Source organism: Roseovarius sp. MBR-79 (assembly GCF_053628555.1).
This window is the reverse complement of the sequence record NZ_JBRJGP010000002.1, coordinates 272,981-297,618: the sequence shown is the minus strand read 5'-3', so window position 1 is coordinate 297,618 and position 24,638 is coordinate 272,981. Positions and strand designations below refer to the sequence as shown.

Here is a 24,638-nt window from a genome sequence, read left to right as displayed (position 1 = left end):
CGGCAATATGTCCAGTATGATTTACACAATGTATGTCATGTATAAATGACACAAGCGGCTCAGGAGGCCCGACATGCAGCTTTCGCACCGGATCGAAGGGGCCATTGGCGCCGCACTCGCGCGCGCAGGAGGGCCGCCTGCGCCCCGTCAACTGGCCGCGGCGCTCAGCCACGCGGTCTTGCCGGGTGGGGCGCGGATCAGGCCCACGATCCTTTTGTCGGTGGCGATGGCCTGCGGTGACGATCGTCCCGCGCTCTCGGATGCGGCGGCGGTGGCGCTCGAGCTCATTCACTGCGCAAGCCTCGTGCATGACGATCTGCCCTGTTTCGACGATGCCGACACGCGGCGCGGTAAGGCGACCGTGCACCGCGCCTATTCCGAGCCGCTGGCTGTGCTGGCGGGTGACAGCCTCATCGTGCTGGCCTTCGAGACGCTCGCGCGTGCGGGCGAGGAGGACGCCGCGCGCGCGCTGCGGCTGACATCGGCGCTGGCGCGGCGCACGGGGATGCCGGGCGGCATTTGCGCAGGCCAAGGCTGGGAGAGTGAGCCGACGGTCGATCTTGCCGCCTATCACCGGGCCAAGACCGGCGCGCTTTTTGTGGCCGCCACGCAGATGGGGGCCATAGCGGCGGGGCATGAGCCCGAGCCGTGGCATGATCTGGGCGCGCTTATCGGCGAGGCGTTTCAGGTGGCCGACGATCTGCGCGACGCGGTGATGGATGCCGAGAGCCTGGGCAAGCCCGTGGGGCAGGATGATCTGCACGGGCGGCCCAATGCGGTGACGCAGCTTGGCGTCAAGGGGGCGGTGTCGCGGCTGTCGGACATCCTCGCGGGTGCCATCGCCTCGATCCCGTCCTGCCCCGGCGAAGCGGCGCTGGCAAAGATGGTGCGGCTTCAGGCCGAGCGGATCATGCCCCGGATGCCCGCCCGGCACAGGGCATGACAGCGGTGGCCGGACCGCCCGCCACGCGGGGCGGGCTTCGGGGCTGGTTCCTGCGGTTGCTCACACGGCCCGAGGTGCAGGCACGGGCGGCGCGATTGCCCTTCGGGCGCGGTTTGGCGCGGCGCGACGGGGCCGAGATTTTCGATATATTGCAGGGGTTTGTGAAATCCCAGGTGCTGCTGGCGCTGGTCGAGACCGGCACATTGCGCGCGCTTCTGGACGGTGCGCGCACGCCGGAGGATCTGGCGCGCGCGGCAGAGATTCCCGCGCCCCGGATGGCCGCGCTCTTGCAGGGGGGGGCGGCGCTTGGCCTGCTCACGCGGCGGCGCGACGGGCGGTTTGCGCTGGACCGGCGCGGCGCGGTGATCCTTGGCGTGCCGGGGCTTGAGGCGATGATTCGCCACAACCGCGCCTTTTATGCCGACATGGCCGATCCGGTCGCGCTGCTGCGCGGCGAGGGTGAGACGGAACTGGCGCGGTTCTGGCCCTATGTCTTCGGGCAGGCGGGCGAGGTCGCGCCCGAGGTGGCGGCGCGCTATTCCGACCTCATGGCGCAGAGCCAGCGGCTCGTGGCCGAGGACGTATTGCGGGCGGTGGGGCTCTCGGGCGCGCGGGTGCTGATGGATGTGGGCGGCGGCACGGGGGCCTTCGTCACCGCGGCGCTCACGGCGCATCCGTCGCTGGAGGTGATGCTCGTGGACTTGCCCGAGGTGCTCGCGGGTGCCCGTCAGCGACTCGGTGCGGCGGGGCTGGCGTCTCGGGTGACACTGTGCCCGATGAGTTTTCGCGAGGCGGACCTGCCCGAAGGGGCCGACACCGTGAGCCTTGTGCGTGTGCTTTATGACCATTCGGACGCGACGGTGCGCGCGCTTCTGGCGAATGTTTACGCTGCGTTGCCCTCCGGCGGGCGGCTCATTGTGGCCGAGCCGATGGCGGGCGGCGTGCGCCCCGAGGCGGCGGGGGATCTCTATTTTGCCTTTTACACCATGGCCATGGGCACCGGGCGCGCGCGCTCTGCCGCCGAGATCGGCGCGCTGTGCCAAGAGGCGGGATTCGTGGTTCGCCACAGCCCGCGTCCGGATCGGCCTTACGTGACCAGCGTCGTTGTCTGCGAAAAGCTGAAACCTTCACCTGACAGTTGACATATCAGGTGTAAACAAAGGTTGACACCAAAGCCTGTCCCTTTAAGATGACATTAGGGAAACTGCTACCCCGCTGCGTCAAACCGGCGCAGGTGCCACCGAGGAGGGGGCCATCATGGAAACCCGCGCAATCTGCCTGAAAGGTCCGGAGGATCTGATCATCGACCTTCTGCCGCTCAAGGCACCGGGCGCAGGTGATATCGTGGTGAAGATTTCCCATTCCGGAATTTCGACCGGCACGGAAAAACTGTTCTGGTCCGGGCAGATGCCCCCCTTTCCGGGGATGGGCTATCCGCTGGTGCCGGGCTATGAGGCTGCGGGCGAAGTGGTCGAGGCGGACCCCGCCACCGGCTTTCGTGCGGGCGATCATGTCTTCGTGCCGGGTGCGGATTGTTTCGAGGGCGCGCACGGGCTTTTCGGTGGTGCCGCCGCGCGGCTGGTGAGTCGCGCGGACCGCGCGGTGCGCATCGACGCGGGTCATGGGCCCGAGGGCGCGCTTCTGGCGCTGGCCGCCACCGCGCGGCACACCATGGCGGGGCTCGACAAGGCCATGCCCGATCTTATCGTCGGTCACGGCGTTCTCGGTCGGCTTCTCGCACGGCTGGCGATTGCGGCGGGCGCGCCCGCGCCGGTCGTGTGGGAGGTCGAGCCCGGTCGGCGCGGCGGGGCCGAGGGCTACGCGGTGATTGCGCCCGAAGATGACCCGCGCCGCGATTATCGCGCGATCTACGACGCCTCCGGCAATGCCGCGATCCTCGATGACCTGATCGGGCGGCTGGCCAAGGGCGGCGAGATCGTGCTGGCAGGGTTCTATCCTGCCGGTCTCAGCTTTGCCTTTCCGCCCGCCTTCATGCGCGAGGCGCGGCTGCGGGTGGCGGCGGAATGGACGCGTGGCGACCTCATCGCCGTGCGCGACCTTGTCGAAACCGGCGCTCTGTCACTCGGCGGTCTCATTACCCATCAGGCGCGGGCCGAAGATGCGCCCCAAGCCTATCGCACGGCCTTCGGGGACCCCGATTGCCTCAAGATGATACTCAACTGGAAGGACGCCGCATGAAAGACGACGTGCCCAATCTCAAGGCATTCGACAAGCGGCTGCGCGACGAGGCGGCCCAGGAGCCGACCCTTGAAGTGCCGCAGGCCCCGCCCTCGAAAAAGACGCAGATCATCGCGATCTACGGCAAGGGCGGCATCGGCAAATCCTTCACGCTGGCCAATCTCAGCCACATGATGGCCGAGCAGGGCAAGCGCGTGCTGCTGATCGGCTGCGACCCGAAATCCGATACCACCTCGCTGCTTTTCGGCGGCAAGGCGTGCCCCACGATCATCGAGACCTCGACGAAAAAGAACCTCGCCGGTGAGCCGGTGAAGATCGGTGATGTGTGTTTCAAGCGCGGTGGTGTCTTTGCGATGGAGCTTGGCGGGCCGGAAGTGGGCCGGGGCTGTGGCGGGCGCGGGATCATCCACGGATTTGAACTGCTGGAGAAGCTGGGCTTTCACGACTGGGATTTCGATTACGTCCTGCTGGATTTTCTGGGCGACGTGGTCTGTGGCGGGTTTGGCCTGCCGATTGCGCGAGACATGGCGCAGAAGGTCATCCTGGTGGCCTCGAACGATCTGCAATCGCTTTACGTGGCCAACAATGTCTGCTCGGCGGTGGAATATTTCCGCAAGATGGGCGGCAATGTCGGCGTCGCGGGCCTTGTGATCAACAAGGATGACCATTCCGGTGAGGCGCAGGCCTTTGCCAAGGCGGTGTCCATTCCGGTTCTGGCGGCCATTCCGCAGGATGACGACCTGCGCAAGAAATCGGCCAATTACCAGATTGTCGGCACCATGCAGAGCCAGTGGGGCAATCTCTTTGCCGGGTTGGCCGAAGCGGTTGGCGTGGCCCCGCCGGTGCGGCCCAACCCGCTCGATCAGGACGGGTTGCTGGCGCTGTTCGACAGCAAGGATACGGGCGGCGACTATGTGCTTGTGCCCGCTACCGATGCTGACATGCGCGGCAAACATGCCAAGCCGAAGCCGAGCCTCGAGGTGATTTATGACGAGGCGTGATCCCTCCCTTCGCCGTGAAACGCTGGCCGAGGTGCAGCGGCTGCTGTCCGAGGCGCGCCCCGAGCAGATCCGGCGTCTGATGGCCGATGTCATGGCCGCGGGCGAGGGGCGCGACGAGACCCCCGAAAGGCGGGCGTCATGAGCGGGCAGGACCATATCCCCGACGCAGGCCTTGGCTGTCACGCCAGGGACGAGATGACCCAGGCCGCGCGCAAGGCGGGGGCGTCAGAGGTGCTCGACCGCTATGCCGCCGATTACCCGCAAGGGCCGCATGACAAGCCGCAGAGCATGTGCCCGGCTTTCGGGTCGCTCCGCGTGGGCCTGCGGATGAAGCGGGTGGCAACGGTGCTCTCGGGCTCTGCCTGCTGCGTCTATGGCCTGACCTTCGTCAGTCATTTCTACGGCGCGCGCCGCTCGGTCGGCTATGTGCCGTTCAATTCCGAGAGCCTTGTCACGGGCAAGCTCTTTGAGGATATCCGCGACGCGGTGCACGAGTTGGCCGATCCCGACCGCTATGACGCGGTGGTGGTGACGAACCTCTGCGTGCCGACGGCCTCGGGCGTGCCGCTGCGTCTTTTGCCGAGCGAGATCAACGGCGTGCGCATCGTTGGTATCGACGTGCCGGGGTTCGGCGTGCCGACCCATGCCGAGGCCAAGGATGTGCTGGCGGGCGCGATGCTGAACTATGCCCGCAAGGAGGCCGAGGCAGGCCCGGTGGCCGCCCCCGAGGGCGGCGTGTCGGATCGCCCCACCGTCACGCTTCTGGGTGAGATGTTCCCGGCCGATCCGATGATCATCGGGCAGATGCTGGCCCCCTTGGGGCTGGCGGTCGGGCCGGTGGTGCCGTGCCGCGAGTGGCGCGAGCTTTATGCCGCGCTCGATTGCGGGGCGGTGGCGGCGATCCATCCGTTCTACACGGCGGCTGTGCGCGAGTTCGAGGCCGCCGGGCGGCCCATCGTGGGCTCTGCGCCGGTCGGGGTGGACGGCACTGAAATGTGGTTGAACAACATCGGCCAATGCTTTGGTTTATCACAGGAAAAGATTTCCGAGGCGCAGAATGCCATCCTGCCCGCGATCCGGGGCGCGCTGGCCGCGGCACCGATCAAGGGGCGGATCACCGTTTCGGGCTATGAGGGCAGCGAGTTGCTGGTCGCGCGGCTTTTGATCGAGAGCGGGGCGGAGGTGCCTTATGTGGGCACGGCCTGCGCGAAATCGGCCTGGTCGGCGGCGGATGCGGAATGGCTCGTGGCGCATGGCGCGCGGGTGAAATTCCGCGCCTCTCTCGAGGATGATTGCGCGGCGATGGAAGCGCTGGAGCCTGACCTTGCCATCGGCACAACGCCGGTCGTGCAAAAGGCGAAAGAACGTGGAACACCAAGCCTTTACTTCACGAACCTCATCTCGGCGCGGCCGCTGATGGGACCGGCGGGCGCAGGCAGTCTGGCCACCGTCGTGAATGCCGCCATGGGCAACCGCGAGCGCATGGGAAAAATGCGCGCCTTCTTCGAGGGGGTGGGCACGGGCGACAGCGCGGGTGTCTGGGAAGGCGATCCGAATATCCGCGCCGATTTCCGCGCCACGAACCTCAAGAAGCTGGAGAAAAAGGCCCGCGCGGCCAAGGCGGAGGAAATGATCTGATGCTGGTGCAGGATCATGACCGGGCGGGCGGCTACTGGGGCGCGGTCTATGCGTTTTGCGCCGTCAAGGGGCTGCAAGTGGTGATCGACGGCCCGGTGGGCTGCGAGAACCTGCCGGTGACATCCGTGCTGCATTACACCGACGCGTTGCCGCCCCATGAGTTGCCCATCGTGGTGACGGGCCTGGGCGAGGGCGAGATGGGCGCGGGCACCGAAGAGGCGATGAAACGCGCCTGGGGCACGCTCGATCCGGCGCTGCCTGCGGTGGTTGTCACCGGCTCGATTGCCGAGATGATCGGCGGGGGCGTCACGCCACAGGGCACCAATATTCAGCGGTTCCTGCCGCGCACCATTGATGAGGATCAATGGCAATCCGCCGACCGGGCGATGACCTGGATTTTCACCGAGTTCGGCATGACCAAGGGCCGGATGCCGCCCGAGAAGAAGCGCGAAGAGGGCGCCGCCCCCCGCGTCAACATCCTCGGGCCGATGTATGGCACGTTCAACATGCCCTCGGATCTGCATGAAATCCGGCGTCTGGTCGAGGGGATCGGGGCCGAGGTCAACATGGTGATGCCGATGGGCGCGCATCTCGCGGAGATGCGCAACCTGGTGAACGCCGACGCCAATATCGTGATGTACCGTGAGTTTGGCCGTGGTCTGGCCGAGGTTCTGGGCAAGCCCTATCTGCAAGCGCCGATCGGTGTCGAGTCGACCACCCTGTTCTTGCGTAAACTCGGCGAGATGCTGGGGCTTGACCCGGAACCGTTCATCACCCGCGAGAAACATTCGACACTCAAGCCCGTCTGGGACCTCTGGCGCTCGGTCACGCAGGATTTCTTTGCCACGGCGAATTTCGGGATCGTGGCCTCCGAGACCTATACGCGCGGCATCCGCGCCTATCTCGAGGACGATCTGGGCCTGCCTTGCGCCTTCGCCATCCCGCGTCTTGCGGGCAAGAAGACCAATAACGACGAGGTGCGCGCCCTGATCCACGGCAAGCGCCCGCTGATCCTGATGGGGTCGATCAACGAAAAGATGTATCTGGCCGAGATGAGCGCGGGCCATGGGCCGCGCCCGGCCTTCATCCCCGCAGGATTTCCCGGTGCCGCGATCCGGCGCGCCACGGGTACGCCGATGATGGGCTATGCCGGGGCGGTGTGGCTCTTGCAGGAAGTGTGCAACGGGCTTTTCGACGCGCTCTTTCATATCCTGCCGCTGGGATCGGAGATGGATGCGGGGGCGGCGACGCCCACCCCGCTGCGCCGCGATCTGCCCTGGGACGCGGAGGCGAGTGCCGCGCTGGCGCGCATCGTCGAGAGCCATCCCGTTCTGACCCGGATTTCTGCCGCCAAGGCGCTGCGCGACAGCGCCGAGGCGGATGCCCTCAACCACGGGGAAGGACGCGTCACGCTGGCCGCCCTCACCCGCGTTTCCCCGAACATGCCATCCGATCAGGAGGAGTGAACCGATGACCGACATGACATCCAGCCCGCCGGTGCGCCGCCGCGCCCCACGGCGCAACAGCGCCGAATACCGGGTCTATTTCTTCTGCATCTTCTTCGTTGCGATCCCCTTCGCTGCTGTGCGTTGGATCCGCGACGTGATCCGGCACCGGACGCTCAACCTCACCGGGCCGCTGGCGCGCGCCTGGCTCGAGGCCGACCGGATCACGCCGATGATTTTCTCGGTCTGAGGCCCATGGCCCCTGACCGAAATCCGAGACTGCACGCCCGAAAGGGCGGACAGACCCTGAAGGGCCATCCGGCCCCGAGGGACCCGGCCGCGGGGTGCCGCGGCGTCAGCATAACATTCCGGAGGAAAGTTCATGGCTGATAAATCCGACCTGTCGTTCACAGGTCTCACAGACGAGCAGGCCCAGGAACTGCATTCAGTGTATATGAGCGGCCTCTGGCTGTTCTCGCTGGTTGCAGTGGTCGCACATATCGCGACCTTCATCTGGTTCCCGTGGTTCTGAGGAAAGGGGTAGAAAATGGCTAAGTTTTACAAAATATGGCTGATCTTCGACCCCCGCCGCGTTTTCGTGGCGCAGGGCGTGTTCCTGTTTCTTCTGGCGGTGATGATTCACCTCGTGCTTCTGAGCACCGACGGTTTCAACTGGTTTGAAATCGCGTCCCAGAAATACGGGCGCTGAAAAGGCGTTCGCCAGAAAAAGCGCCGCGGGCGGAACCCCCGCCCGCGGCAGACGACACCCAAACCAACGGCCGCCCGTGATGCGAACGCGGGGCCGCCATATGCGGAGGCAGAGACATGGCTTTGCTCAGTTTCGAACGCAAATACCGGGTTCGCGGAGGGACGCTGATCGGCGGCGATCTGTTCGACTTCTGGGTCGGACCGTTTTACGTGGGCTTTTTCGGGGTGACGACGGCGTTTTTCGCCACGCTCGGCACCATTCTCATTTTCTGGGGGGCCTCTCAACAGGGGACTTTCAACCCCTGGCTGATCAATATCGCGCCGCCTGACCTGAGCTACGGGCTCGGCCTTGCGCCGCTGATGGAAGGCGGGCTCTGGCAGATCATCACGATCTGCGCAGTCGGTGCCTTTAGCAGCTGGGCGCTGCGCGAGGTGGAGATCTGCCGCAAGCTGGGGATGGGCTATCACGTGCCCTTTGCCTTCAGCGTGGCGATCTTTGCCTATGTCACGCTGGTGATCTTTCGCCCGCTCCTGATGGGGGCCTGGGGGCACGCCTTTCCTTACGGCATCTTCAGCCATCTCGATTGGGTCAGCAACACCGGCTATGCCTACCTGCACTTCCACTACAACCCGGCGCATATGCTGGCGGTGACGTTCTTCTTCACCACCACGCTGGCGCTCGCGCTGCATGGCGGGCTGATCCTGTCGGCGGCCAACCCCGAAAAGGGCGAGGAGATGAAGACGCCGGATCACGAGGACACGTTCTTTCGTGATTTCGTCGGGTATTCGGTGGGCACGCTGGGGATTCACCGTGTGGGCCTGTTGCTCGCGCTCAATGCCGGGTTCTGGTCGGCCGTCTGCATCATCATCTCCGGCCCGGTCTGGACCAAGGGCTGGCCCGAATGGTGGAACTGGTGGCTCGATCTGCCGATCTGGCCCTCTCAGGTGGGGATGTAAATCATGATCGAATATCAGAACATATTCACGCAAGTTCAGGTGCAGGGCGCACCCGAGATGGGCATGGACGACACCGGCGGCCGCCTGATGGAGGAACGTGCGGGCACGCCGCGCTTCTCCACCCTGGTGGGCTGGCTGGGCAACGCGCAGTTGGGGCCGATCAACCTCGGGATGCTGGGGGTCGTGAGCCTTGCCAGCGGCTTTGCCTGGTTCTTCATCGTCGGCTTCAACATGCTGGCGCAAGTGGGCTGGTCGATCCCGGAATTCCTGCGGCAGCTTTTCTGGCTGGCGCTGGAGCCGCCGGGGCCAGAGCATGGCCTGTCGATGCCGCCGCTGAATGACGGGGGGTGGTATATCATCTCGTCGTTCTTCCTCTTGGTCGCGGTGATGGCCTGGTGGGCGCGCAGCTATCAGCTGGCGGCGAGCCACAAGATGGGCAAGCACGTCTTCTGGGCCTTCGGGTCGGCGATCTGGCTCTTTCTGGTGCTGGGCCTCTTCCGCCCCATCCTGATGGGCTCCTGGTCCGAAGCGGTGCCCTACGGGATCTTCCCGCATCTCGACTGGACCACGGCGTTCTCGATCCGCTACGGCAACCTCTATTACAACCCGTTCCACGCACTCTCGATCGTGTTCCTCTATGGCTCGGTGCTGCTGTTTGCCATGCACGGGGCGACGATCCTGGCCGTGACCCGCTATGGCGGCGACCGGGAGCTGGAGCAGATCGTGGACCGTGGCACGGCCTCGGAGCGTGCCGCCCTCTTCTGGCGCTGGACCATGGGGTTCAACGCGACGATGGAGGGGATTCACCGGTGGGCCTGGTGGTTTGCGGTGTTGACGCCCATTACCGGGGGCATCGGCATCCTGCTGACGGGCACGGTGGTTGATAACTGGTTCATCTGGGCACAGGAGCACAATTTCGCGCCCATCTATGACGGCTCTTACGGCTACGAGGCTTACGGCTCCTACGAAGCCTTCATCGGACAGGGAGAGTGAGCCATGTTTCCAAGATGGTTTGACAAATGGAACCGCGACAATCCGCGCGACATCTACGGCCCCGCCATTGCCATCGGCGTGGTGGGGGGGGCGGTCTTCGCCGCCTCCATGCTGGTGGCCTTCGGTCAGCCCTATGCGACCGACAGCCTGCAAACCGGCCCGCGCGGCACGGGCATGTCGGTGCCCGAGTTCAAGACCGATCTGGCACGGCCCGATCCGGGTATTGCGGGATTTCTCGCGACAACCTCGGCACCCGTGGTGCCGCAGGGTGGCGAGCAGACGGCGGGCGAGGCGCGTGAGAACGTGCCTCCGGGCCTCGGCGATCTGACAGTTGAAAATTACGACCGGCTGCTGAACGCGATGCGGGCCTGGACGGGTATCCCCGATCTCTTCGAGGATCCCGACAATTACCAGACCGCCGTGGGCCATACGATGATCGCCATGACCAGGATGCTCAACGAGGAGTGGGGCGGTCATGTCAACGCCAACAAGGAGGTGGGTGTGACCTGTTACACCTGCCATCGCGGTCAGGCAGTGCCCTCGGATATCTGGTTCAGGATCAGCCCGGTCAACGAGAGCGCCGAAGGCTGGTCGGCCAATCAGAACCGGGTGACGGTGCAATCGCAATTCACCTCGCTGCCCTCGGATGCGCTGGAGAAATACCTGCTCGATGGCGAGAGCATCAAGGTGCATGACTTGGAGAGCCGCGTGGCGGGTGTTCCGGGCAAGGACGACTATCCCGGTATCCAGCAGGCCGAGCGGACCTATTCGCTGATGAACTATGTCAGCAACTCGCTCGGGGTGAACTGTGTGTTCTGCCACAACAGCCGCGCTTTCTATGACGGTGCGCAGGTGACGCCGCAATGGGGCACCGAGATCCTCGGGATCGAAATGGTGCTGGGGCTGAACAATGACTGGCTTGTGCCGCTCGAGGGGCTTTTGCCCGAGAACCGGCTTGGCCCGGTTTATGCGGATGCCCCCAAGGCCGCCTGCAAGACTTGTCACAAGGGCTATCAGCAGCCGCTGCAAGGCACCAACGTGATTGCCGACTGGCCGGAACTGGCGACCACCGAAACGCCGGTTTACGGTAACTGACCACAGGGCAGGGGCGCGCGACGCGCCCCTGCCGTATCCCTCGCCGCCCTTCGCGCGGGTGGCGCGCGCCACCCTTGAGAGGAGGCCCCGAGATGACCCATCCCAGACCCTTGACCCCCATCCTGGACCGTGTCGCAGGCCCTTCGGATCTTCGACGGCTGTCGGATCGGGAGCTGAGCCAGCTTGCCGGTGAGGTGCGCGCCGAGGTGATTTCCGCCGTGTCGGAGACCGGCGGGCATCTGGGATCGAGCCTTGGGGTGGTGGAGCTTTCGGTGGCGATTCATGCGGTGTTCAACACGCCCATGGACAAGCTGATCTGGGATGTCGGCCATCAATGCTATCCCCACAAGATCCTGACCGGGCGGCGCGACCGCATCCGCACACTGCGCCAGAAAGGCGGGCTGTCGGGCTTCACCAAGCGGTCGGAGAGCCGGCATGACCCGTTCGGGGCCGCGCATAGTTCCACCTCGATCAGCGCAGCCCTCGGTTTCGCGGTCGCGCGCGACATGGGGCAGGCCACGGGCGACGCCATCGCCGTGATCGGCGACGGGGCGATCAGCGCGGGCATGGCCTATGAGGCCTTGAACAACGCCGGGGCCGAGGGGCGGCGGCTGTTCGTGATCCTCAATGACAATGAAATGAGCATCGCGCCGCCGGTGGGGGCAATGTCGCGCTATCTGAGCCGTCTTTATGCGAGCGAGCCGGTGGCGCGGATAACCTCGCTGGCCGAAGGGTTCGAGGCGGCGCTGCCCGCGCCCCTGCGCGAGAGCGCCAAGCGCGCGCGGCAATTGGTGACCGGGCTGACCGGGTCGGGGACGCTCTTCGAGGAATTGGGATTTCAATATGTCGGCCCCATCGACGGGCATGACATGGGCCAGCTTCTGCCCGTGTTGCGCGCGGCGCGGGCGCGGGCGACGGGGCCGGTGCTGATCCATGTCTGCACCGTCAAGGGCAAGGGCTATGCCCCCGCCGAGGGCGCGGCGGACCGGGGCCATGGCGTGTCGAAATTCGACCCCGCCACCGGGGCGCAGGCGAAATCCGCGCCTGCCGCGCCGTCCTATACCGCCGTGTTCGGCGAGAGCCTTGCCGATGAGGCGGCGCGCGACGAGCGCATCGTCGCGGTGACGGCGGCCATGCCCGATGGCACCGGCGTGGGAAAGATGGCCGCGCGGTTCCCGTCCCGCGTCTTTGACGTGGGCATCGCCGAACAGCATGGCGTAACCTTCGCCGCCGGGATGGCGGCTGCGGGGCTGAAGCCCTTCTGCGCGATCTACTCGACCTTCCTGCAACGCGCCTATGACCAGGTGGTGCATGACGTGGCCTTGCAGCGCCTGCCGGTGCGCTTTGCCATTGACCGGGCCGGGCTGGTCGGTGCCGATGGCGCGACCCATGCAGGCGCGTTCGATATCGGCTATCTTGGCAACCTGCCGGGCATGACCGTGATGGCCGCCGCCGACGAGGCGGAACTGGTCCATATGGTCGCCACCGCAGCGGCGCATGACGACGGGCCAATTGCCTTTCGCTATCCGCGTGGGGCGGGGACCGGCGTGGCGTTGCCCGAGCGGGGGCAGGTGCTGGAGATCGGGCGCGGCCGCGTGATCGAGGAGGGCACGGACGTGGCGATCCTGAGCTTTGGCGCCCATCTCTTCGAATGCCAGGTGGCCGCCGACATGGTGCGCGACGACGGCATCTCCGTCACGCTGGCCGATGCGCGCTTTGCCAAGCCCCTCGATACCGATCTGCTGATGCAGCTGGCGCGCCATCACCGCGCGATCATCACGGTCGAGCAGGGGGCCGAGGGCGGGTTCGGCTCCATCGTGCTGCACGAGTTGGCGCGGCGCGGCGCGTTCGACCGGGGGCTGGCGATCCGCACCATCTGTTTGCCGGACCGCTTCATAGATCAGGCGAGTCCGGCGGACATGTATGCGGATGCCGGCATGACGGCGGGCGATATCGCGGCAAGCTTGCGCGCGGTGATGGCGGCGGGGCGCGGCGAAGTGGTGCCGCTGAGCGTCGCCCGATAGGGCGCGTTTCCCGCTTGCCCTGCGCGCACACGCAGGCAACAAAGGGCGCATGGACGCGCCTGCATTCCCCGAGCTTTTCCGCAGCTTCGCGCGGATCGGACTGCTGAGTTTCGGCGGGCCGGCGGCGCAGATATCGGTCATGCATGATGAGTTGGTGACGCGGCGCGGCTGGCTGCGCGAGGAGCAGTTCCTTGGCGCGCTGTCGTTCTGCATGCTCTTGCCGGGGCCGGAAGCGATGCAGCTTGCCACCTATGCGGGCTGGCGGTTGCGCGGCGTGGCGGGCGGGCTCATGGCGGGGCTGCTCTTCGTGCTGCCGGGGGCGGCCGTGATCCTTGCGCTCGGACTTGGCTATGCGGTCTGGGGTGGCATGCCCTTGGTGCAGGCGGTGTTTCTGGGCATCAAGGCGGCGGTGGTGGCGATCGTGATGCAGGCGCTGGTGCGGCTGGCCGGCAAGGCGCTGGCCGGCCCTGCGCATTGGGTGGTGGCGGGACTGGCCTTCGTGGCGATGTTTGCGCTGTCGGTGCCGTTTCCGGCGATCATCCTGGCGGCCGCTCTCTGGGGCGCGTGGCGCGCGCGCGGCGCCGCGGCGGGGCCGGTGCCGGTGGCCCTTGCGGTGCGGCCCGCCGACACGCTGCGAACCGCCCTCACATGGGGCGCGCTCTGGGTCGCGCCGATTTTCGTCGCCTGGGCGATGGGGGCCACGTTCCTCACCGAACTGGCGCTTTTCTTCTCGAAACTGGCGGTGGTGACGTTTGGCGGGGCTTATGCGGTTCTGGCCTACATGACCGACACTGTGGTGGGGGTCAAAGGCTGGCTCGGCACGCCGCAGATGATCGACGCGCTGGGGCTGGCCGAGACGACGCCGGGGCCGCTCATCCTGGTGACGCAGTTCGTGGGGTTGCTCGCGGGCTATCTTCAGGGCGGCATCGGGCTGGCGGTCACGGCGGCGGCGCTCACGCTCTGGGTGACCTTCGTGCCGTGCTTCCTGTGGATCTTCACCGGCGCGCCCTATGTCGAGCATATTCTGGCCAGGCCGCGTCTGAAGGGGGCGCTTTCGGGCATCTCGGCGGCGGTGGTGGGGGTGATCCTCAACCTGTCGGTGTGGTTCGCGCTGCATGTCGTGTTCGGCGAGATGCGCGGCGGCACCCTCTTGCCGGTGCCAGTCTGGGCGTCGTTTTCATGGCTCGGGGCAGGCTTTACAGCGCTGTCGGTGGCGCTGCTTCTCGGGGCGCGGCTCTCGATGGGCCGGGTTCTGGGGCTGATGGCGGGGCTTGCGGGGGCATGGCATCTTGTGATGTGAGAGGTGCCAGAGGCTCTTTTGTTTTGATCCGAATCCCCTATGCTGACCATGAAAGCGGACCCGAGGTAAGGCATGACGCGCTCCATCGATTACGGAAACCTGATGCATCGCGCGATGCGGGGCCTCATTCAGGAGGTTCTGACCGATGTGGCCGCGAACGGGTTGCCGGGGGCGCATCATTTCTTCATCACCTTCGACACGACCCACCCGGAGGCCCGGCTTGCCGGCTGGCTGCGCGAGCGCTACCCATCCGAGATGACCGTGGTCATGCAGCACTGGTATGAGGCGCTGGACGTGGGCGATGACGGCTTTGGCATCACCCTCAATTTCGGCGATGCACCCGAGCCGCTCTTCATCCCCTATGACGCGATCCGCACGTTCGTCGATCCCTCGGTGGAATTCGGCCTGCGCTTCGAGACGCAAGAGAGCGACGCGGATGACGACGACGAGGAAGATGAGGACAGCCCCGAACCGGACCCGCATGACGGCGGCGAGGTGGTGAGCCTCGACAAGTTCCGCAAGTAACCGCCGGTTCCATGAAATTTCGGTAACGCCAATCGCCCGGTTATGCGGCTGTCACAGTCGCGCCTTAGCTCTGATTCGAACATGGATCAGGAGGCCGGCATGGCAAAGGATTTCGGGCTTTTCATCGGCGAGATGCTGCGCCATCCCGGCGAGGTCGTGGCAATCGCGCCCTCGTCCGGGGCGGTGGCGCGGCGCATCACCGAGGGGCTTGAGGGGGTAGAGGGCCCCGTTGTCGAGATCGGGCCGGGCACCGGCAGCTTTACCCGCGCGATCCTTGCGCGCGGGATCAGGCCGGACCAGTTGACGCTGCTGGAGACGAATGCACGTTTCTGCGCGGCGCTGGCAGAGCGGTTTCCGGGCGTGCGCGTGCTCAATCGCCCGGCACAGGAGATTGCCGGGATCGGATTGAGCGGCATCGGCGCGGTCATTTCCGGCGTACCGGTTCTGGCCCGCCCGACAATCCAGCGTGAAGTGGTGGGCCGCGCCTTCGAGGTGATGGCACCGGGTGGGTTCTTCGCGCAGGTCACCTATAGTCCCAAGGCCCCCATCGCGCCCGAGATGCAGCGCGAACTGGGCATCCGCGCCGAGAAACGCGGCACGGTCTGGGGAAATCTGCCGCCTGCGCGGGTCTTTGTATTCCACCGTATACAGCATTGATCTTTTCACCGCCTGCGGTATGAACGGGCAAACCGCCAAGGAGATCCCGCCATGACCGCCACCCGCACCGAATCCGACAGTTTCGGCCCTCTGGACGTTCCCGCCGACAAATACTGGGGCGCGCAGACGCAGCGCTCGATCCTGAATTTCCCGATCGGCTGGGAAAAGCAGCCCGTGGCCATCGTGCGCGCGCTTGGCGTGATCAAGAAGGCCTGCGCCGAGGCCAACAAGGCCTCGGGCAAGCTCGACGCGCGGCTGGCGGATGCCATCATCCAGGCGGCGGGCGAGGTGATCGAGGGTCGCTTCGACGACAATTTCCCGCTGGTCGTGTGGCAGACGGGATCGGGCACGCAGTCCAACATGAACGCCAACGAGGTGATCGCCAACCGCGCCATCGAAATTCTGGGCGGCACCATCGGCTCCAAGGACCCTGTGCATCCCAACGACCATTGCAACATGGGGCAGTCCTCGAACGACACCTTCCCCACCGCCATGCATATCGCCGCCGCCACCACCTGCCACGAGGTGCTGATCCCCGGCCTCGAGAAACTGGCCGCAGGCCTCGAGGCCAAGGCGGAGGCGTTTGCCGACATCATCAAGATCGGCCGCACCCATACGCAGGACGCGACCCCGCTCACGCTGGGGCAGGAGTTTTCGGGCTACGCCATGCAGGTCCGGAACGGCATTGCGCGCATCAGGCTGGCGCTGCCGGGCATCTACGAGCTGGCGCAGGGCGGCACCGCCGTTGGCACCGGGCTCAACACCGCAAAGGGCTGGGACACGACCGTGGCCGCCCATATCGCCGCCATCACCGGCCTGCCTTTCGTCACCGCGCCGAACAAGTTCGAGGCCCTGGCCGCCCATGATGCGATGGTGTTCATGTCGGGCGCGATCAAGACTGCCGCCATGGCCTGCTACAAGATCGCCAATGACATGCGCTTTCTCGGCTCCGGCCCGCGCTCGGGTCTGGGCGAATTGATCCTGCCCGAGAACGAGCCGGGCTCATCGATCATGCCGGGCAAGGTCAACCCGACGCAGGCCGAGGCGATGACGCAGGTCTGTGCCCATATCCTCGGCAATGACGCGGCGATTTCCTTTGCCGGCAGCCAGGGCCATTTCGAGCTGAACGTCTACAACCCGATGATGGCCTACAACCTCTTGCAGTCCATGACGCTTCTGGGCGACGCCGCCGACAGTTTCACGCTGCGGATGCTGGAGGGCACGCAGGCGAATGTGGAGCGGATCGAAAAGCTGATGCGCGAATCCCTCATGCTGGTGACGGCGCTGGCCCCCACCATCGGTTATGACAACGCCACCAAGGTCGCCAAGACCGCGCACAGGAACGGCACCACCTTGCGCGAGGAGGCGATCGCGCTCGGCTTCGTCGACGGCGAGACCTTTGACCGCGTGGTGCGTCCCGAAGACATGATCGGCCCGAAATGACCGACGGCCCGGTGAACCTCAACCGGGTGCGCAAGCAAAGGGCGCGGGCCGAGCGACAGGCCCGCGCCGACGAGAACGCCGCGAGGTTCGGGCGGACCAAGGCACAGAAAAAACTGGAAGAGGCGGAGGCTGACAAGGCGCGCCGCACGCTTGATCAGCACCGCCGCGAGGAGGACTGATGCGGGTTTCTTCTGGCCTGAAATATCCCGGGGGAATCGCCGCGTGCGGCGATGGGGGCAGCGCCCCCCGGCACGGCCGGCCATGAGCGCGCGGCCGGTCAAGCGCTCCCTCACCCTGCAAGGGCACCGCACCAGCGTTTCGCTCGAGGATGATTTCTGGCAGGCCTTCCGTGACATCGCGCAGGCGCAGGGGCGCGCGCTCAATGCGCTTGCGGCCGAGATCGACGCCACGCGCGATCCCGAAACGGGGCTGGCCTCGGCGATCCGGGCCTATGTGCTCGCGCATTATCGCGCGCAGGCGGGCGAAAACCGCAAACTGTGACGACCCATGTCGTTTTTCGCATGAATCCGACCGCGCCCGGTTGAAGGCCGGACACAAGGCTTGTTACGGTGAGGGGGCGCGCAGATCGTCCCTCGGGGCGGTCTTTCGATCCCGGAGGCACCGACCGCCACCGGATCCCTGTCCGTCCGGCACGCGCGGCGTGCCGTGCCCCATCCGCCGGAGGCGGAGAGAGGGTGAGTGCGGCGACAAAGAGAAAACAGGAGGGACGGCATGTCAGACGACACCGCCAATCAGGGCATTCCCGCGCCGGAGGGCGCGTCGGATATCATCGAGACCGAGTATGAGATCGGTCAGGACAATATCCAGACACGGATCGGGCCATTCGGCCTCGATATCCACAACCCGGTCTTTGCGATCTCGGGTTTGGCGATCATCGCTTTCGTCGCCTATGCGATGGTGGCGCCGCAGCAGGCGGGGGATTTCTTTGGCTGGCTGCGTCCGGCGCTGACCTCGACATTCGACTGGTTCTTCCTGTTGTCGGCGAATGTCTTCGTGCTGTTCTGCCTCCTGCTGATCGTGACACCCTATGGTTCGGTGCGGCTCGGCGGGTCGGATGCGACGCCGGATTACAGCTATGTCGGCTGGTTCGCGATGCTCTTTGCCGCCGGCATGGGCATTGGCCTCATGTTCTTTGGCGTGTTGGAGCCCGCCTATTACTTCGGCACGCCCTGGGGCGATGCGCCTCTGGGCACGGTGCGGCCCTTTACCGAGGATGGTCAGTTGATCGAGGCCAATGTCGCGGAGGCGCGCCGTATGGCGCTGGCCGCGACCTCCTATCACTGGGCGCTGCATCCGTGGGCGATCTATGCGGTGGTGGCGCTGGCCTCGCGCTCTTCAGCTACAACAAGGGCTTGCCGCTGACGATCCGCTCGGCGTTCTACCCGCTCCTGGGCGAGCGGGTCTGGGGCTGGTGGGGCCATGTCATCGACACGATGGCGGTGTTTGCCACGCTCTTCGGTCTCGCCACCTCGCTTGGCTTCGGGGCGCAACAGGCCAATGCGGGGCTGGAATATGTCTATGGCATCCCCAACAACGTGACGGTTCAGGTGATCCTGATTTGCGCGATCACGGCGGTGGCGCTCGTCTCGGTGCTGCGTGGGCTCGATGGCGGCGTCAAGGTGCTCTCCGAGATCAACATGGTGATCGCGCTGGTGCTGCTTGTCTTTGTGATGTTCGCGGCCGGTGCGGTCAGCATCCTGACCGAATTTGTCGCGGGCGTCGGGGCCTATTTCCGCGAGGTCATTCCGCTCTCGAACCCGTTCGGGCGCGAGGATACCGGCTATATGCAGGGCTGGACGGCGTTCTACTGGGCCTGGTGGATCAGCTGGTCGCCCTTCGTGGGCATGTTCATCGCCCGCGTGAGCCGGGGCCGCACGGTGCGCGAATTCGTCACCTGCGTGCTGATCATCCCGTCGCTGGTCTGCGTGTTCTGGATGGCCACCTTCGGCGGGGCTGCGATCAACGACATGATCGCCGATCCGGCGGCAAGCGCGGTCAAGGCGCAGGTCATCGACAGCTACAACCCGCCACTGTCGCTCTTTGCGATGCTGGACGGGCTGCCGCTCTCGTCGATCACCTCGACCATCGGCATCGTGCTGGTGATCGTGTTCTTCGTCACCTCGTCGGATTCGGGCAGCCTTGTGATCGACACGATCACGGCGGGCGGCAAGGTCGACGCGCCGGTGCCGCAACGGGTGTTCTGGTGCACCTTCGAAGGGCTGGTGGCCATCGCGCTTCTGATCGGCGGGGGCCTTGGGGCCTTGCAGGCGATGGTGATTTCCACCGGCCTGCCGTTCACGGTCATCCTGCTGCTCATGTGCGTGGCGATCTGGAAGGGACTTGCCGCAGAAAAACGCGGCTGAGACCGCGCCGCGGCGCAATCGACGCTCAGGGCCCTCCGGCTGTTGCAGGCCGGGGGGCTTTGGTGTTTTGTGACATCGTCATCAGCGGAAGGGATGAGCATGACGCTTGATCTGGAGTTTGTGCGCACGCAGTTCCCGGCTTTTGCCGAGCCATCGCTTGCGGGCCAGGCGTTTTTCGAGAACGCGGGCGGGTCCTATACCTGCGCGCCGGTCATTGCCCGGCTGGAGCGGTATTACCGGCAACGCAAGGTGCAGCCTTACGGCCCCTATGACGCAAGCCGTCTGGCGGGCGAGGAGATGGACGAGGCGCGCACGCGGCTGGCGGCGATGATGGGCGTGGCCACCGATGAGCTGAGCTTCGGCCCCTCGACCACGGCGAACACCTATGTTCTGGCGCAGGCGTTCCGGCAATGGATGGATCCGGGCGATGCGATCATCGTCACCAATCAGGACCATGAGGCCAATTCCGGCCCCTGGCGGCGGCTGGCCGAGGCGGGGTTCGAGGTGCGCGAATGGAAGATCGACCCCGAGAGCGGCCTGCTCGACCCCGAAGATCTTGAACACCTGCTGGATGAGCGGGTGCGGCTGGTCTGTTTCCCGCATTGCTCGAACGTGGTGGGCGCGGTCAACCCGGTGGTCGAGATCACCGCGCTGGCGCATGCTGCCGGGGCCTTTGTCTGTGTCGATGGTGTCAGCTACGCGCCCCATGGTCTGCCCGAGGTGGGCAAGATGGGGCCGGATATCTACCTCTTTTCGGCCTACAAGACCTACGGGCCGCATCAGGGGATCATGGTGATCCGGCGCGAATTGGGCAATCTCCTGCCCAATCAGGCGCATTATTTCAACGAGGGCACGCTTTACAAACGCTTCACGCCTGCCGGCCCCGACCATGCGCAGGTGGCGGCAAGCGCCGGCATGGCCGATTATATCGACGCGCTGGCGGCGCATCACGGCATTGCAGGCGATGCCGTCACGCGCAATGCGGCTGTGCATGATCTCATGCGCGCGCATGAAACGGCCCTTTTGCAGCCGCTTCTCGATTACCTCAAGGACCGCAATTCCGTCCGCCTCATCGGCCCGACCGACGCCGCAGAGAAGGCCCCCACCGTGGCGGTCGCGCTCAATCGTCCGGGGGCCGAGGCGGCGGCAGACCTGGTCGCGCATGGCATCATGGCGGGGGGTGGCGATTTCTACGCCGTGCGCCCGCTTCAGGCGATGGGGGTGGATCCCGCCCGCGGCGTGCTGCGGCTGAGTTTCGTGCATTATACGAGCGCCGACGATGTTGACCGGCTGATGACGGCGCTTGATGATGTTCTTTGATCCAACCCGCCGCAGCTTGCGTAACAAAAGGTAAACAAGGGGCGGGGATGGGACAGAACCAGGCCACATTGCTTTGGCTGCGTCGGGATTTGCGTCTGGGTGATCACCCGGCGCTTCTGGCGGCCTGCGCGGGTGGCGGCCCCGTGGTCCCCGTGTTTATCCACGATGAGAGCGTGAGCGCGCTTGGGGCAGCCGCGAAATGGCGGCTGGGCCTGTCGCTGGCATCACTTGCGCGCGAGCTTGAGGCGCGGGGCAGCCGCCTCATCCTGCGGCGCGGTGCGGCGCGCGACGTGCTGCTGGCCTTGGCCGAAGAGCTGGACGCGGCGGCGGTTCATTGGTCGCGCCTCTATGATCCCGAGACGATCGCACGCGACAGCGCGATCAAGACGGCGCTGAAGGCGCGCGGCATCGAGGCGCAGAGCCACAATTCCCACCTCCTCTTCGAGCCTTGGACGGTCGAGACCGGCACGGGCGGGTTCTACCGCGTCTACAGCCCGATGTGGCGCGCGGTAAAGGACCGGGACGTGCCCGGGCCGATGGCGGCCCCGTCACGCATCCCCGCGCCGGACGCCTGGCCCTTGAGCGAACGCCTCGACGACTGGCAGATGGGCGCGGCGATGCGGCGCGGCGCGGCGGTTTGCCTGCCCCATCAATGCGTGGGCGAGGCGGCGGCGCAAGACCGGCTGGCCGAGTTCGTCGGCGGTGCCATCGGGCCTTACAAGGACGCGCGCAACAATCCCGGTATCAGCGGCACCTCGGGCCTGTCGGAAAACCTGACCTATGGCGAGATTTCGCCGCGCACCTGCTGGCACGCGGGGCTGCGCGCGCTGCATGAGGGGGCGCAGGGGGCCGAGCATTGGCTGAAGGAGCTCGTGTGGCGCGAGTTTGCTTATCACCTGATGTATCACACGCCCGAGATACTTGCCCGCAATTGGCGGCGGGAATGGGATGCGTTTGCCTGGACGCAGGGGCGCGCGGAGGACGTGCTGCGCTGGAAACAGGGGCGCACCGGCGTGCCCTTTGTCGATGCGGCCATGCGCGAGATGTATGTGACGGGAAAGATGCACAACCGCGCGCGCATGAACGTGGCGTCTTATCTCACCAAGCACATGATGGTGCATTGGACGGTGGGACGCGACTGGTTCGCCGACTGCCTGACCGACTGGGACCCGGCGTCGAACGCGATGGGCTGGCAATGGGTGGCGGGTTGCGGGCCGGATGCCGCGCCCTATTTCCGCATATTCAACCCGGAGACGCAGCTTGCGAAATTCGACCCCGACGGGGCCTATGCGCGGGCGTGGATTGCCGAGGGGCAGATGCGGCCATCGCAAACGGCGCTGAGTTATTTCGACGCCATTCCAGAGAGTTGGGGGCTGCGTCCAGAGGATGCATACCCCGCGCCGCTGGTGGGTCTGGCGGAGGGACGCAAGCGGGCCCTTGAGGCTTATGAACAAAGGGAGGTCCGGGCATGAAGGACATGGCGGCCGAGGCGGGCCTTGTGGGCACGGTGCTGACATCGACGCAAGGGGCGCAGCACCTGCCGCGCTATTTCGCGCGGTGTTTTTCAGTGGCGTTGGCGATGCGGGCGGGGCGGCTCGATATCCGGCTGCCCGATGGCCGGGTGTTCCGTGCCGAAGGACGCACGGCAGGCATCGAGGCGGAATTGCATGTCCACGATACGGAGGTCTTCGCGCGGCTGGTGCGCGAGGGCTATCTGGGGTTTTGCGAGGCCTATCTTGACGGCGGCTGGTCGACCCCCGACCTGCAAGCCTTTCTCGACCTGCTGAGCGATGACAATGACGCCATCTATTGTGGCTATCCGGGGCAGAAAATCGCGCAGATCTACGAGCGGATCCGCTTCTGGTTCAAGCGCAATTCCAAGGAACAGGCACGGCGCAACATCGAATATCATTACGATCTGGGCAACGATTTCTACGCGCTCTGGCTCGATGACACGATGACCTATTCGAGCGCGGTTTTCGACACCGGCACCGAGAGCCATGAGGCCGCACAGCGCGAGAAATACCGCCGCATGGTCGATGCGATGGGGGTGAAACCGGGCGATCATGTGCTTGAGATCGGTTGTGGCTGGGGCGGCTTTGCCGAATATGCGGCAGGCGAGCGGGGGCTGCGGGTCACCGGTCTGACGATAAGCCCGTCGCAACTTGCCTATGCGCAAAAACGCATGGTGGATGCCGGTTTGAGCAATAAAGTCACCCTGAAATTGCAGGACTACCGCGACGAGACCGGCCAATATGACGGCGTGGCCAGTATCGAGATGTTCGAGGCGGTGGGGGAAAAATACTGGCCCGTGTTTTTCGATACCCTGCGCGCGCGGCTGAAACCCGGTGCGCGGGCGACACTCCAGATCATCACGGTCGAGGATCGCCGCTTCGAGAGCTATCGCAAGGATATCGATTTCATTCAGAAATATATCTTTCCCGGCGGGATGCTGCCGGGGCCATCGGTGCTTCGGCATGAGGTGGCGCGCGCCGGATTGCACGAGATCGGATCGGTCGAGTTCGGCCAGAGTTATTCGGAAACGCTGCGCCGCTGGCACGCCACGTTCAACGACAAATGGCCCGAGATCGCCGCCATGGGCTTTGACGCGCGGTTCCGGCGGATGTGGAATTTCTACCTCACCTCTTGCGCGGCGGCCTTCAAAGGGGGTAGTTGCGATGTGACACAGATCACCATCGCAAGGCCCGGATAGATGCCCGTCTCCGATTCCATGCCAACGGCCGGCAAGTTCGTGGCGGCCATCGGTCTGGGTGCTCTTGGCTGGATCGGATCGGACCTGTTCCGCCCGTTGATGCCTGCGGAGACACAGTTCGGCATGTTCAATTACGTCAATGTCGGTCTTGGGATTGTCTGCGGCTGGATGGTGACAGGCAGACGGCTGGGCCATGGATATGCCACCTCGATCAGCGCCGGGCTGACGGGGATGATGGCCCTGGTGTTCTGGGCGCTGTTTTTCCAGAGCCTGAACGAGATGCTGCGCCTTGCGCTTGACCGCCGGATCAACGGGCTGATGACGGGTTTTACCACGATGCTGGAGCTTGCCGCCGAGTATGTGGTGATCATGCTTGACGGCACGCTGATCGGCGTGCTGCTGGCGGGCGGCTTTCTGGTGGGCGTTCTCGGCGAATTCGTGGCGCGGCGGTGGTCGTGAGCGCGGCGCAGGATGCCTATGTGACGGCGGTTCTTGGGGAGGCCGTGGGCGAGGCACTGCGCGTCGAGGCCATGGCCGAGGTGCTGCGCGGATATGAGCGGGGCGCGGAGGCCGCAGAAATGGCCACGCGGCGGCAGATGATCCTGGCGCGCGCCCATGCACGGCTGGCCGCGCGGGCGCATGCCGCGCCGGTGACCCTGCGCAGCGATGCCCCGCGAGACGCGGTTCGCGAAGAGGCCGTCGAGATCACCCATGACGGGTTCTTTCTCACCCGCCGCTACAGCTTGCGCGCGCCGCTTTTCGATGGCGGGCAGAGCGAGATGCTGGCGCGCGAGGTGTTCGTGGCGACCGATGCCGCGCTGGTGCTGCCCTATGATCCGGCGCGCGACCGGGTGCTTCTGGTGGAGCAGTTCCGCATGGGGCCATATGGGCGCGGCGATCCGCGCCCCTTCTTGCTCGAGCCGGTGGCGGGGCGCATCGATGGCGGCGAGACGCCCGAGGAAACCGCGCGCCGCGAATGCCGCGAGGAGGCCGGGCTCGAGTTGCGCGGGCTGGAGAAGATTTCAAGCCATTACTGCACGCCGGGCTATTCGACCGAATATTTCCATCTTTTCCTCGGGATTTGCGACCTGCCTGAGCTTGGGCAAGGGCGCGGCGGTCTGGAGACCGAGCACGAGGACATCCGCACGCATGTCATCGGCTTCGCGCAGGCCATGGATCTCTTGCGCTCGGGCGAGGCCAATAACGGGCCGCTGGTGCTGAGCCTTCTGTGGCTTGAGCGCGAGCGCGCGCGGCTTCGGACGGCGGGTTGAGTTCCGCAGCCCAACCCCATAA

At 65.6% G+C, this 24,638-nt stretch carries 25 protein-coding genes and 1 pseudogene; all 26 read left to right on the top strand.

Annotated features, from left to right (window positions below; translation table 11 throughout):
- Positions 1-73: 73 nt before the first annotated feature.
- The 26 genes and pseudogenes from ACSSV8_RS03290 (at position 74) to ACSSV8_RS03165 (ending at position 24,616) form a co-directional block, all read left to right on the top strand.
- Positions 74-943: a polyprenyl synthetase family protein gene (locus ACSSV8_RS03290; RefSeq protein WP_454281485.1), complete on the top strand. Its 870-nt coding sequence runs from the start codon at positions 74-76 to the stop codon at positions 941-943.
- On the top strand, positions 940-2,085 hold the full coding sequence (locus tag ACSSV8_RS03285) for a methyltransferase (RefSeq protein ID WP_354537212.1): 1,146 nt from the start codon (positions 940-942) through the stop codon (positions 2,083-2,085). Before ACSSV8_RS03290 ends, ACSSV8_RS03285 begins: the two co-directional genes overlap by 4 nt.
- A gap of 115 nt (positions 2,086-2,200) precedes the next feature.
- Positions 2,201-3,142 (top strand): chlorophyll synthesis pathway protein BchC, encoded by a 942-nt coding sequence (bchC, locus tag ACSSV8_RS03280; RefSeq protein WP_454281484.1) that lies wholly within the window; start codon positions 2,201-2,203, stop codon positions 3,140-3,142.
- Positions 3,139-4,143 (top strand): chlorophyllide a reductase iron protein subunit X, encoded by a 1,005-nt coding sequence (locus ACSSV8_RS03275; RefSeq protein WP_354537210.1) that lies wholly within the window; start codon positions 3,139-3,141, stop codon positions 4,141-4,143. The genes bchC and ACSSV8_RS03275 overlap by 4 nt, the downstream gene beginning before the upstream one ends.
- A complete protein-coding gene (locus ACSSV8_RS03270; protein WP_354537209.1) occupies positions 4,130-4,285 on the top strand; it encodes a hypothetical protein in 156 nt (51 codons plus the stop codon). The genes ACSSV8_RS03275 and ACSSV8_RS03270 overlap by 14 nt, the downstream gene beginning before the upstream one ends.
- Positions 4,282-5,781 (top strand): chlorophyllide a reductase subunit Y, encoded by a 1,500-nt coding sequence (gene bchY / locus ACSSV8_RS03265; protein ID WP_454281483.1) that lies wholly within the window; start codon positions 4,282-4,284, stop codon positions 5,779-5,781. Before ACSSV8_RS03270 ends, bchY begins: the two co-directional genes overlap by 4 nt.
- Positions 5,781-7,247 carry a chlorophyllide a reductase subunit Z gene (gene bchZ / locus ACSSV8_RS03260; protein WP_454281482.1) on the top strand — a complete coding sequence of 489 codons (1,467 nt, stop codon included), beginning with the start codon at positions 5,781-5,783 and terminating at the stop codon, positions 7,245-7,247. Before bchY ends, bchZ begins: the two co-directional genes overlap by 1 nt.
- Positions 7,248-7,251: 4 nt before the next feature.
- On the top strand, positions 7,252-7,476 hold the full coding sequence (gene pufQ / locus ACSSV8_RS03255; protein WP_354537206.1) for a cytochrome PufQ: 225 nt from the start codon (positions 7,252-7,254) through the stop codon (positions 7,474-7,476).
- 132 nt (positions 7,477-7,608) lie between these two features.
- Positions 7,609-7,758, top strand: a complete 150-nt coding sequence (gene pufB / locus ACSSV8_RS03250; RefSeq protein ID WP_354537205.1) for a light-harvesting antenna LH1, beta subunit — start codon at positions 7,609-7,611, stop codon at positions 7,756-7,758.
- A gap of 15 nt (positions 7,759-7,773) precedes the next feature.
- A complete protein-coding gene (gene pufA / locus ACSSV8_RS03245) occupies positions 7,774-7,935 on the top strand; it encodes a light-harvesting antenna LH1, alpha subunit (protein WP_354537204.1) in 162 nt (53 codons plus the stop codon).
- Between the two features lie 116 nt (positions 7,936-8,051).
- Positions 8,052-8,891 carry a photosynthetic reaction center subunit L gene (pufL, locus tag ACSSV8_RS03240; RefSeq protein ID WP_354537203.1) on the top strand — a complete coding sequence of 280 codons (840 nt, stop codon included), beginning with the start codon at positions 8,052-8,054 and terminating at the stop codon, positions 8,889-8,891.
- A 3-nt stretch (positions 8,892-8,894) separates the two neighbouring features.
- Positions 8,895-9,884, top strand: coding sequence for a photosynthetic reaction center subunit M (gene pufM / locus ACSSV8_RS03235; RefSeq protein WP_354537202.1), 990 nt, complete (start codon positions 8,895-8,897; stop codon positions 9,882-9,884).
- A 3-nt stretch (positions 9,885-9,887) separates the two neighbouring features.
- Positions 9,888-10,979, top strand: a complete 1,092-nt coding sequence (pufC, locus tag ACSSV8_RS03230; RefSeq protein ID WP_354537201.1) for a photosynthetic reaction center cytochrome PufC — start codon at positions 9,888-9,890, stop codon at positions 10,977-10,979.
- A 92-nt stretch (positions 10,980-11,071) separates the two neighbouring features.
- A complete protein-coding gene (gene dxs, locus ACSSV8_RS03225) occupies positions 11,072-13,003 on the top strand; it encodes a 1-deoxy-D-xylulose-5-phosphate synthase (protein WP_454281481.1) in 1,932 nt (643 codons plus the stop codon).
- Between the two features lie 49 nt (positions 13,004-13,052).
- Positions 13,053-14,303 (top strand): chromate efflux transporter, encoded by a 1,251-nt coding sequence (gene chrA / locus ACSSV8_RS03220; protein ID WP_454281480.1) that lies wholly within the window; start codon positions 13,053-13,055, stop codon positions 14,301-14,303.
- A gap of 72 nt (positions 14,304-14,375) precedes the next feature.
- Positions 14,376-14,828 carry an SspB family protein gene (locus ACSSV8_RS03215; RefSeq protein WP_354537198.1) on the top strand — a complete coding sequence of 151 codons (453 nt, stop codon included), beginning with the start codon at positions 14,376-14,378 and terminating at the stop codon, positions 14,826-14,828.
- 99 nt (positions 14,829-14,927) lie between these two features.
- Complete coding sequence (locus ACSSV8_RS03210) at positions 14,928-15,485, top strand: class I SAM-dependent methyltransferase (RefSeq protein WP_454281479.1); 558 nt, start codon at positions 14,928-14,930, stop codon at positions 15,483-15,485.
- Between the two features lie 51 nt (positions 15,486-15,536).
- A complete protein-coding gene (gene fumC / locus ACSSV8_RS03205; RefSeq protein ID WP_354537196.1) occupies positions 15,537-16,928 on the top strand; it encodes a class II fumarate hydratase in 1,392 nt (463 codons plus the stop codon).
- On the top strand, positions 16,925-17,107 hold the full coding sequence (locus ACSSV8_RS03200) for a DUF4169 family protein (RefSeq protein WP_354537195.1): 183 nt from the start codon (positions 16,925-16,927) through the stop codon (positions 17,105-17,107). The genes fumC and ACSSV8_RS03200 overlap by 4 nt, the downstream gene beginning before the upstream one ends.
- Positions 17,108-17,189: 82 nt before the next feature.
- On the top strand, positions 17,190-17,429 hold the full coding sequence (locus tag ACSSV8_RS03195) for a ribbon-helix-helix domain-containing protein (RefSeq protein WP_354537194.1): 240 nt from the start codon (positions 17,190-17,192) through the stop codon (positions 17,427-17,429).
- A gap of 341 nt (positions 17,430-17,770) precedes the next feature.
- Positions 17,771-19,312 (top strand): annotated as a pseudogene (locus ACSSV8_RS03190) (BCCT family transporter); the annotation flags it as partial.
- 99 nt (positions 19,313-19,411) lie between these two features.
- Entirely contained in the window at positions 19,412-20,632 is a 1,221-nt protein-coding gene (locus ACSSV8_RS03185; RefSeq protein WP_354537192.1) for an aminotransferase class V-fold PLP-dependent enzyme, read from the top strand.
- Positions 20,633-20,679: 47 nt separating this feature from the next.
- A complete protein-coding gene (locus ACSSV8_RS03180; protein WP_454281478.1) occupies positions 20,680-22,104 on the top strand; it encodes a cryptochrome/photolyase family protein in 1,425 nt (474 codons plus the stop codon).
- Positions 22,105-22,109: 5 nt separating this feature from the next.
- Positions 22,110-23,345, top strand: coding sequence for a class I SAM-dependent methyltransferase (locus ACSSV8_RS03175; protein WP_454281515.1), 1,236 nt, complete (start codon positions 22,110-22,112; stop codon positions 23,343-23,345).
- On the top strand, positions 23,346-23,804 hold the full coding sequence (locus ACSSV8_RS03170; protein ID WP_454281477.1) for a TrgA family protein: 459 nt from the start codon (positions 23,346-23,348) through the stop codon (positions 23,802-23,804).
- Positions 23,801-24,616, top strand: coding sequence for an NUDIX domain-containing protein (locus tag ACSSV8_RS03165; protein ID WP_354537189.1), 816 nt, complete (start codon positions 23,801-23,803; stop codon positions 24,614-24,616). Before ACSSV8_RS03170 ends, ACSSV8_RS03165 begins: the two co-directional genes overlap by 4 nt.
- Positions 24,617-24,638: the final 22 nt, after the last annotated feature.

Bases quoted from the DNA above. Each gene is read 5' to 3' on its own strand.
- ACSSV8_RS03285 (WP_354537212.1), top strand. From the start codon at position 940: ATGACAGCGGTGGCCGGACCGCCCGCCACGCGGGGCGGGCTTCGGGGC.
- ACSSV8_RS03185 (WP_354537192.1), top strand. From the start codon at position 19,412: ATGACGCTTGATCTGGAGTTTGTGCGCACGCAGTTCCCGGCTTTTGCC.
- bchY (WP_454281483.1), top strand. From the start codon at position 4,282: ATGAGCGGGCAGGACCATATCCCCGACGCAGGCCTTGGCTGTCACGCC.
- ACSSV8_RS03180 (WP_454281478.1), top strand. From the start codon at position 20,680: ATGGGACAGAACCAGGCCACATTGCTTTGGCTGCGTCGGGATTTGCGT.
- pufL (WP_354537203.1), top strand. From the start codon at position 8,052: ATGGCTTTGCTCAGTTTCGAACGCAAATACCGGGTTCGCGGAGGGACG.
- ACSSV8_RS03275 (WP_354537210.1), top strand. From the start codon at position 3,139: ATGAAAGACGACGTGCCCAATCTCAAGGCATTCGACAAGCGGCTGCGC.
- fumC (WP_354537196.1), top strand. From the start codon at position 15,537: ATGACCGCCACCCGCACCGAATCCGACAGTTTCGGCCCTCTGGACGTT.
- ACSSV8_RS03175 (WP_454281515.1), top strand. From the start codon at position 22,110: ATGGCGGCCGAGGCGGGCCTTGTGGGCACGGTGCTGACATCGACGCAA.
- pufM (WP_354537202.1), top strand. From the start codon at position 8,895: ATGATCGAATATCAGAACATATTCACGCAAGTTCAGGTGCAGGGCGCA.
- dxs (WP_454281481.1), top strand. From the start codon at position 11,072: ATGACCCATCCCAGACCCTTGACCCCCATCCTGGACCGTGTCGCAGGC.
- ACSSV8_RS03290 (WP_454281485.1), top strand. From the start codon at position 74: ATGCAGCTTTCGCACCGGATCGAAGGGGCCATTGGCGCCGCACTCGCG.
- ACSSV8_RS03210 (WP_454281479.1), top strand. From the start codon at position 14,928: ATGGCAAAGGATTTCGGGCTTTTCATCGGCGAGATGCTGCGCCATCCC.
- bchC (WP_454281484.1), top strand. From the start codon at position 2,201: ATGGAAACCCGCGCAATCTGCCTGAAAGGTCCGGAGGATCTGATCATC.
- ACSSV8_RS03215 (WP_354537198.1), top strand. From the start codon at position 14,376: ATGACGCGCTCCATCGATTACGGAAACCTGATGCATCGCGCGATGCGG.
- ACSSV8_RS03170 (WP_454281477.1), top strand. From the start codon at position 23,346: ATGCCCGTCTCCGATTCCATGCCAACGGCCGGCAAGTTCGTGGCGGCC.
- ACSSV8_RS03270 (WP_354537209.1), top strand. From the start codon at position 4,130: ATGACGAGGCGTGATCCCTCCCTTCGCCGTGAAACGCTGGCCGAGGTG.
- bchZ (WP_454281482.1), top strand. From the start codon at position 5,781: ATGCTGGTGCAGGATCATGACCGGGCGGGCGGCTACTGGGGCGCGGTC.
- pufB (WP_354537205.1), top strand. From the start codon at position 7,609: ATGGCTGATAAATCCGACCTGTCGTTCACAGGTCTCACAGACGAGCAG.
- pufC (WP_354537201.1), top strand. From the start codon at position 9,888: ATGTTTCCAAGATGGTTTGACAAATGGAACCGCGACAATCCGCGCGAC.
- pufA (WP_354537204.1), top strand. From the start codon at position 7,774: ATGGCTAAGTTTTACAAAATATGGCTGATCTTCGACCCCCGCCGCGTT.
- chrA (WP_454281480.1), top strand. From the start codon at position 13,053: ATGGACGCGCCTGCATTCCCCGAGCTTTTCCGCAGCTTCGCGCGGATC.
- pufQ (WP_354537206.1), top strand. From the start codon at position 7,252: ATGACCGACATGACATCCAGCCCGCCGGTGCGCCGCCGCGCCCCACGG.
- ACSSV8_RS03195 (WP_354537194.1), top strand. From the start codon at position 17,190: ATGAGCGCGCGGCCGGTCAAGCGCTCCCTCACCCTGCAAGGGCACCGC.
- ACSSV8_RS03200 (WP_354537195.1), top strand. From the start codon at position 16,925: ATGACCGACGGCCCGGTGAACCTCAACCGGGTGCGCAAGCAAAGGGCG.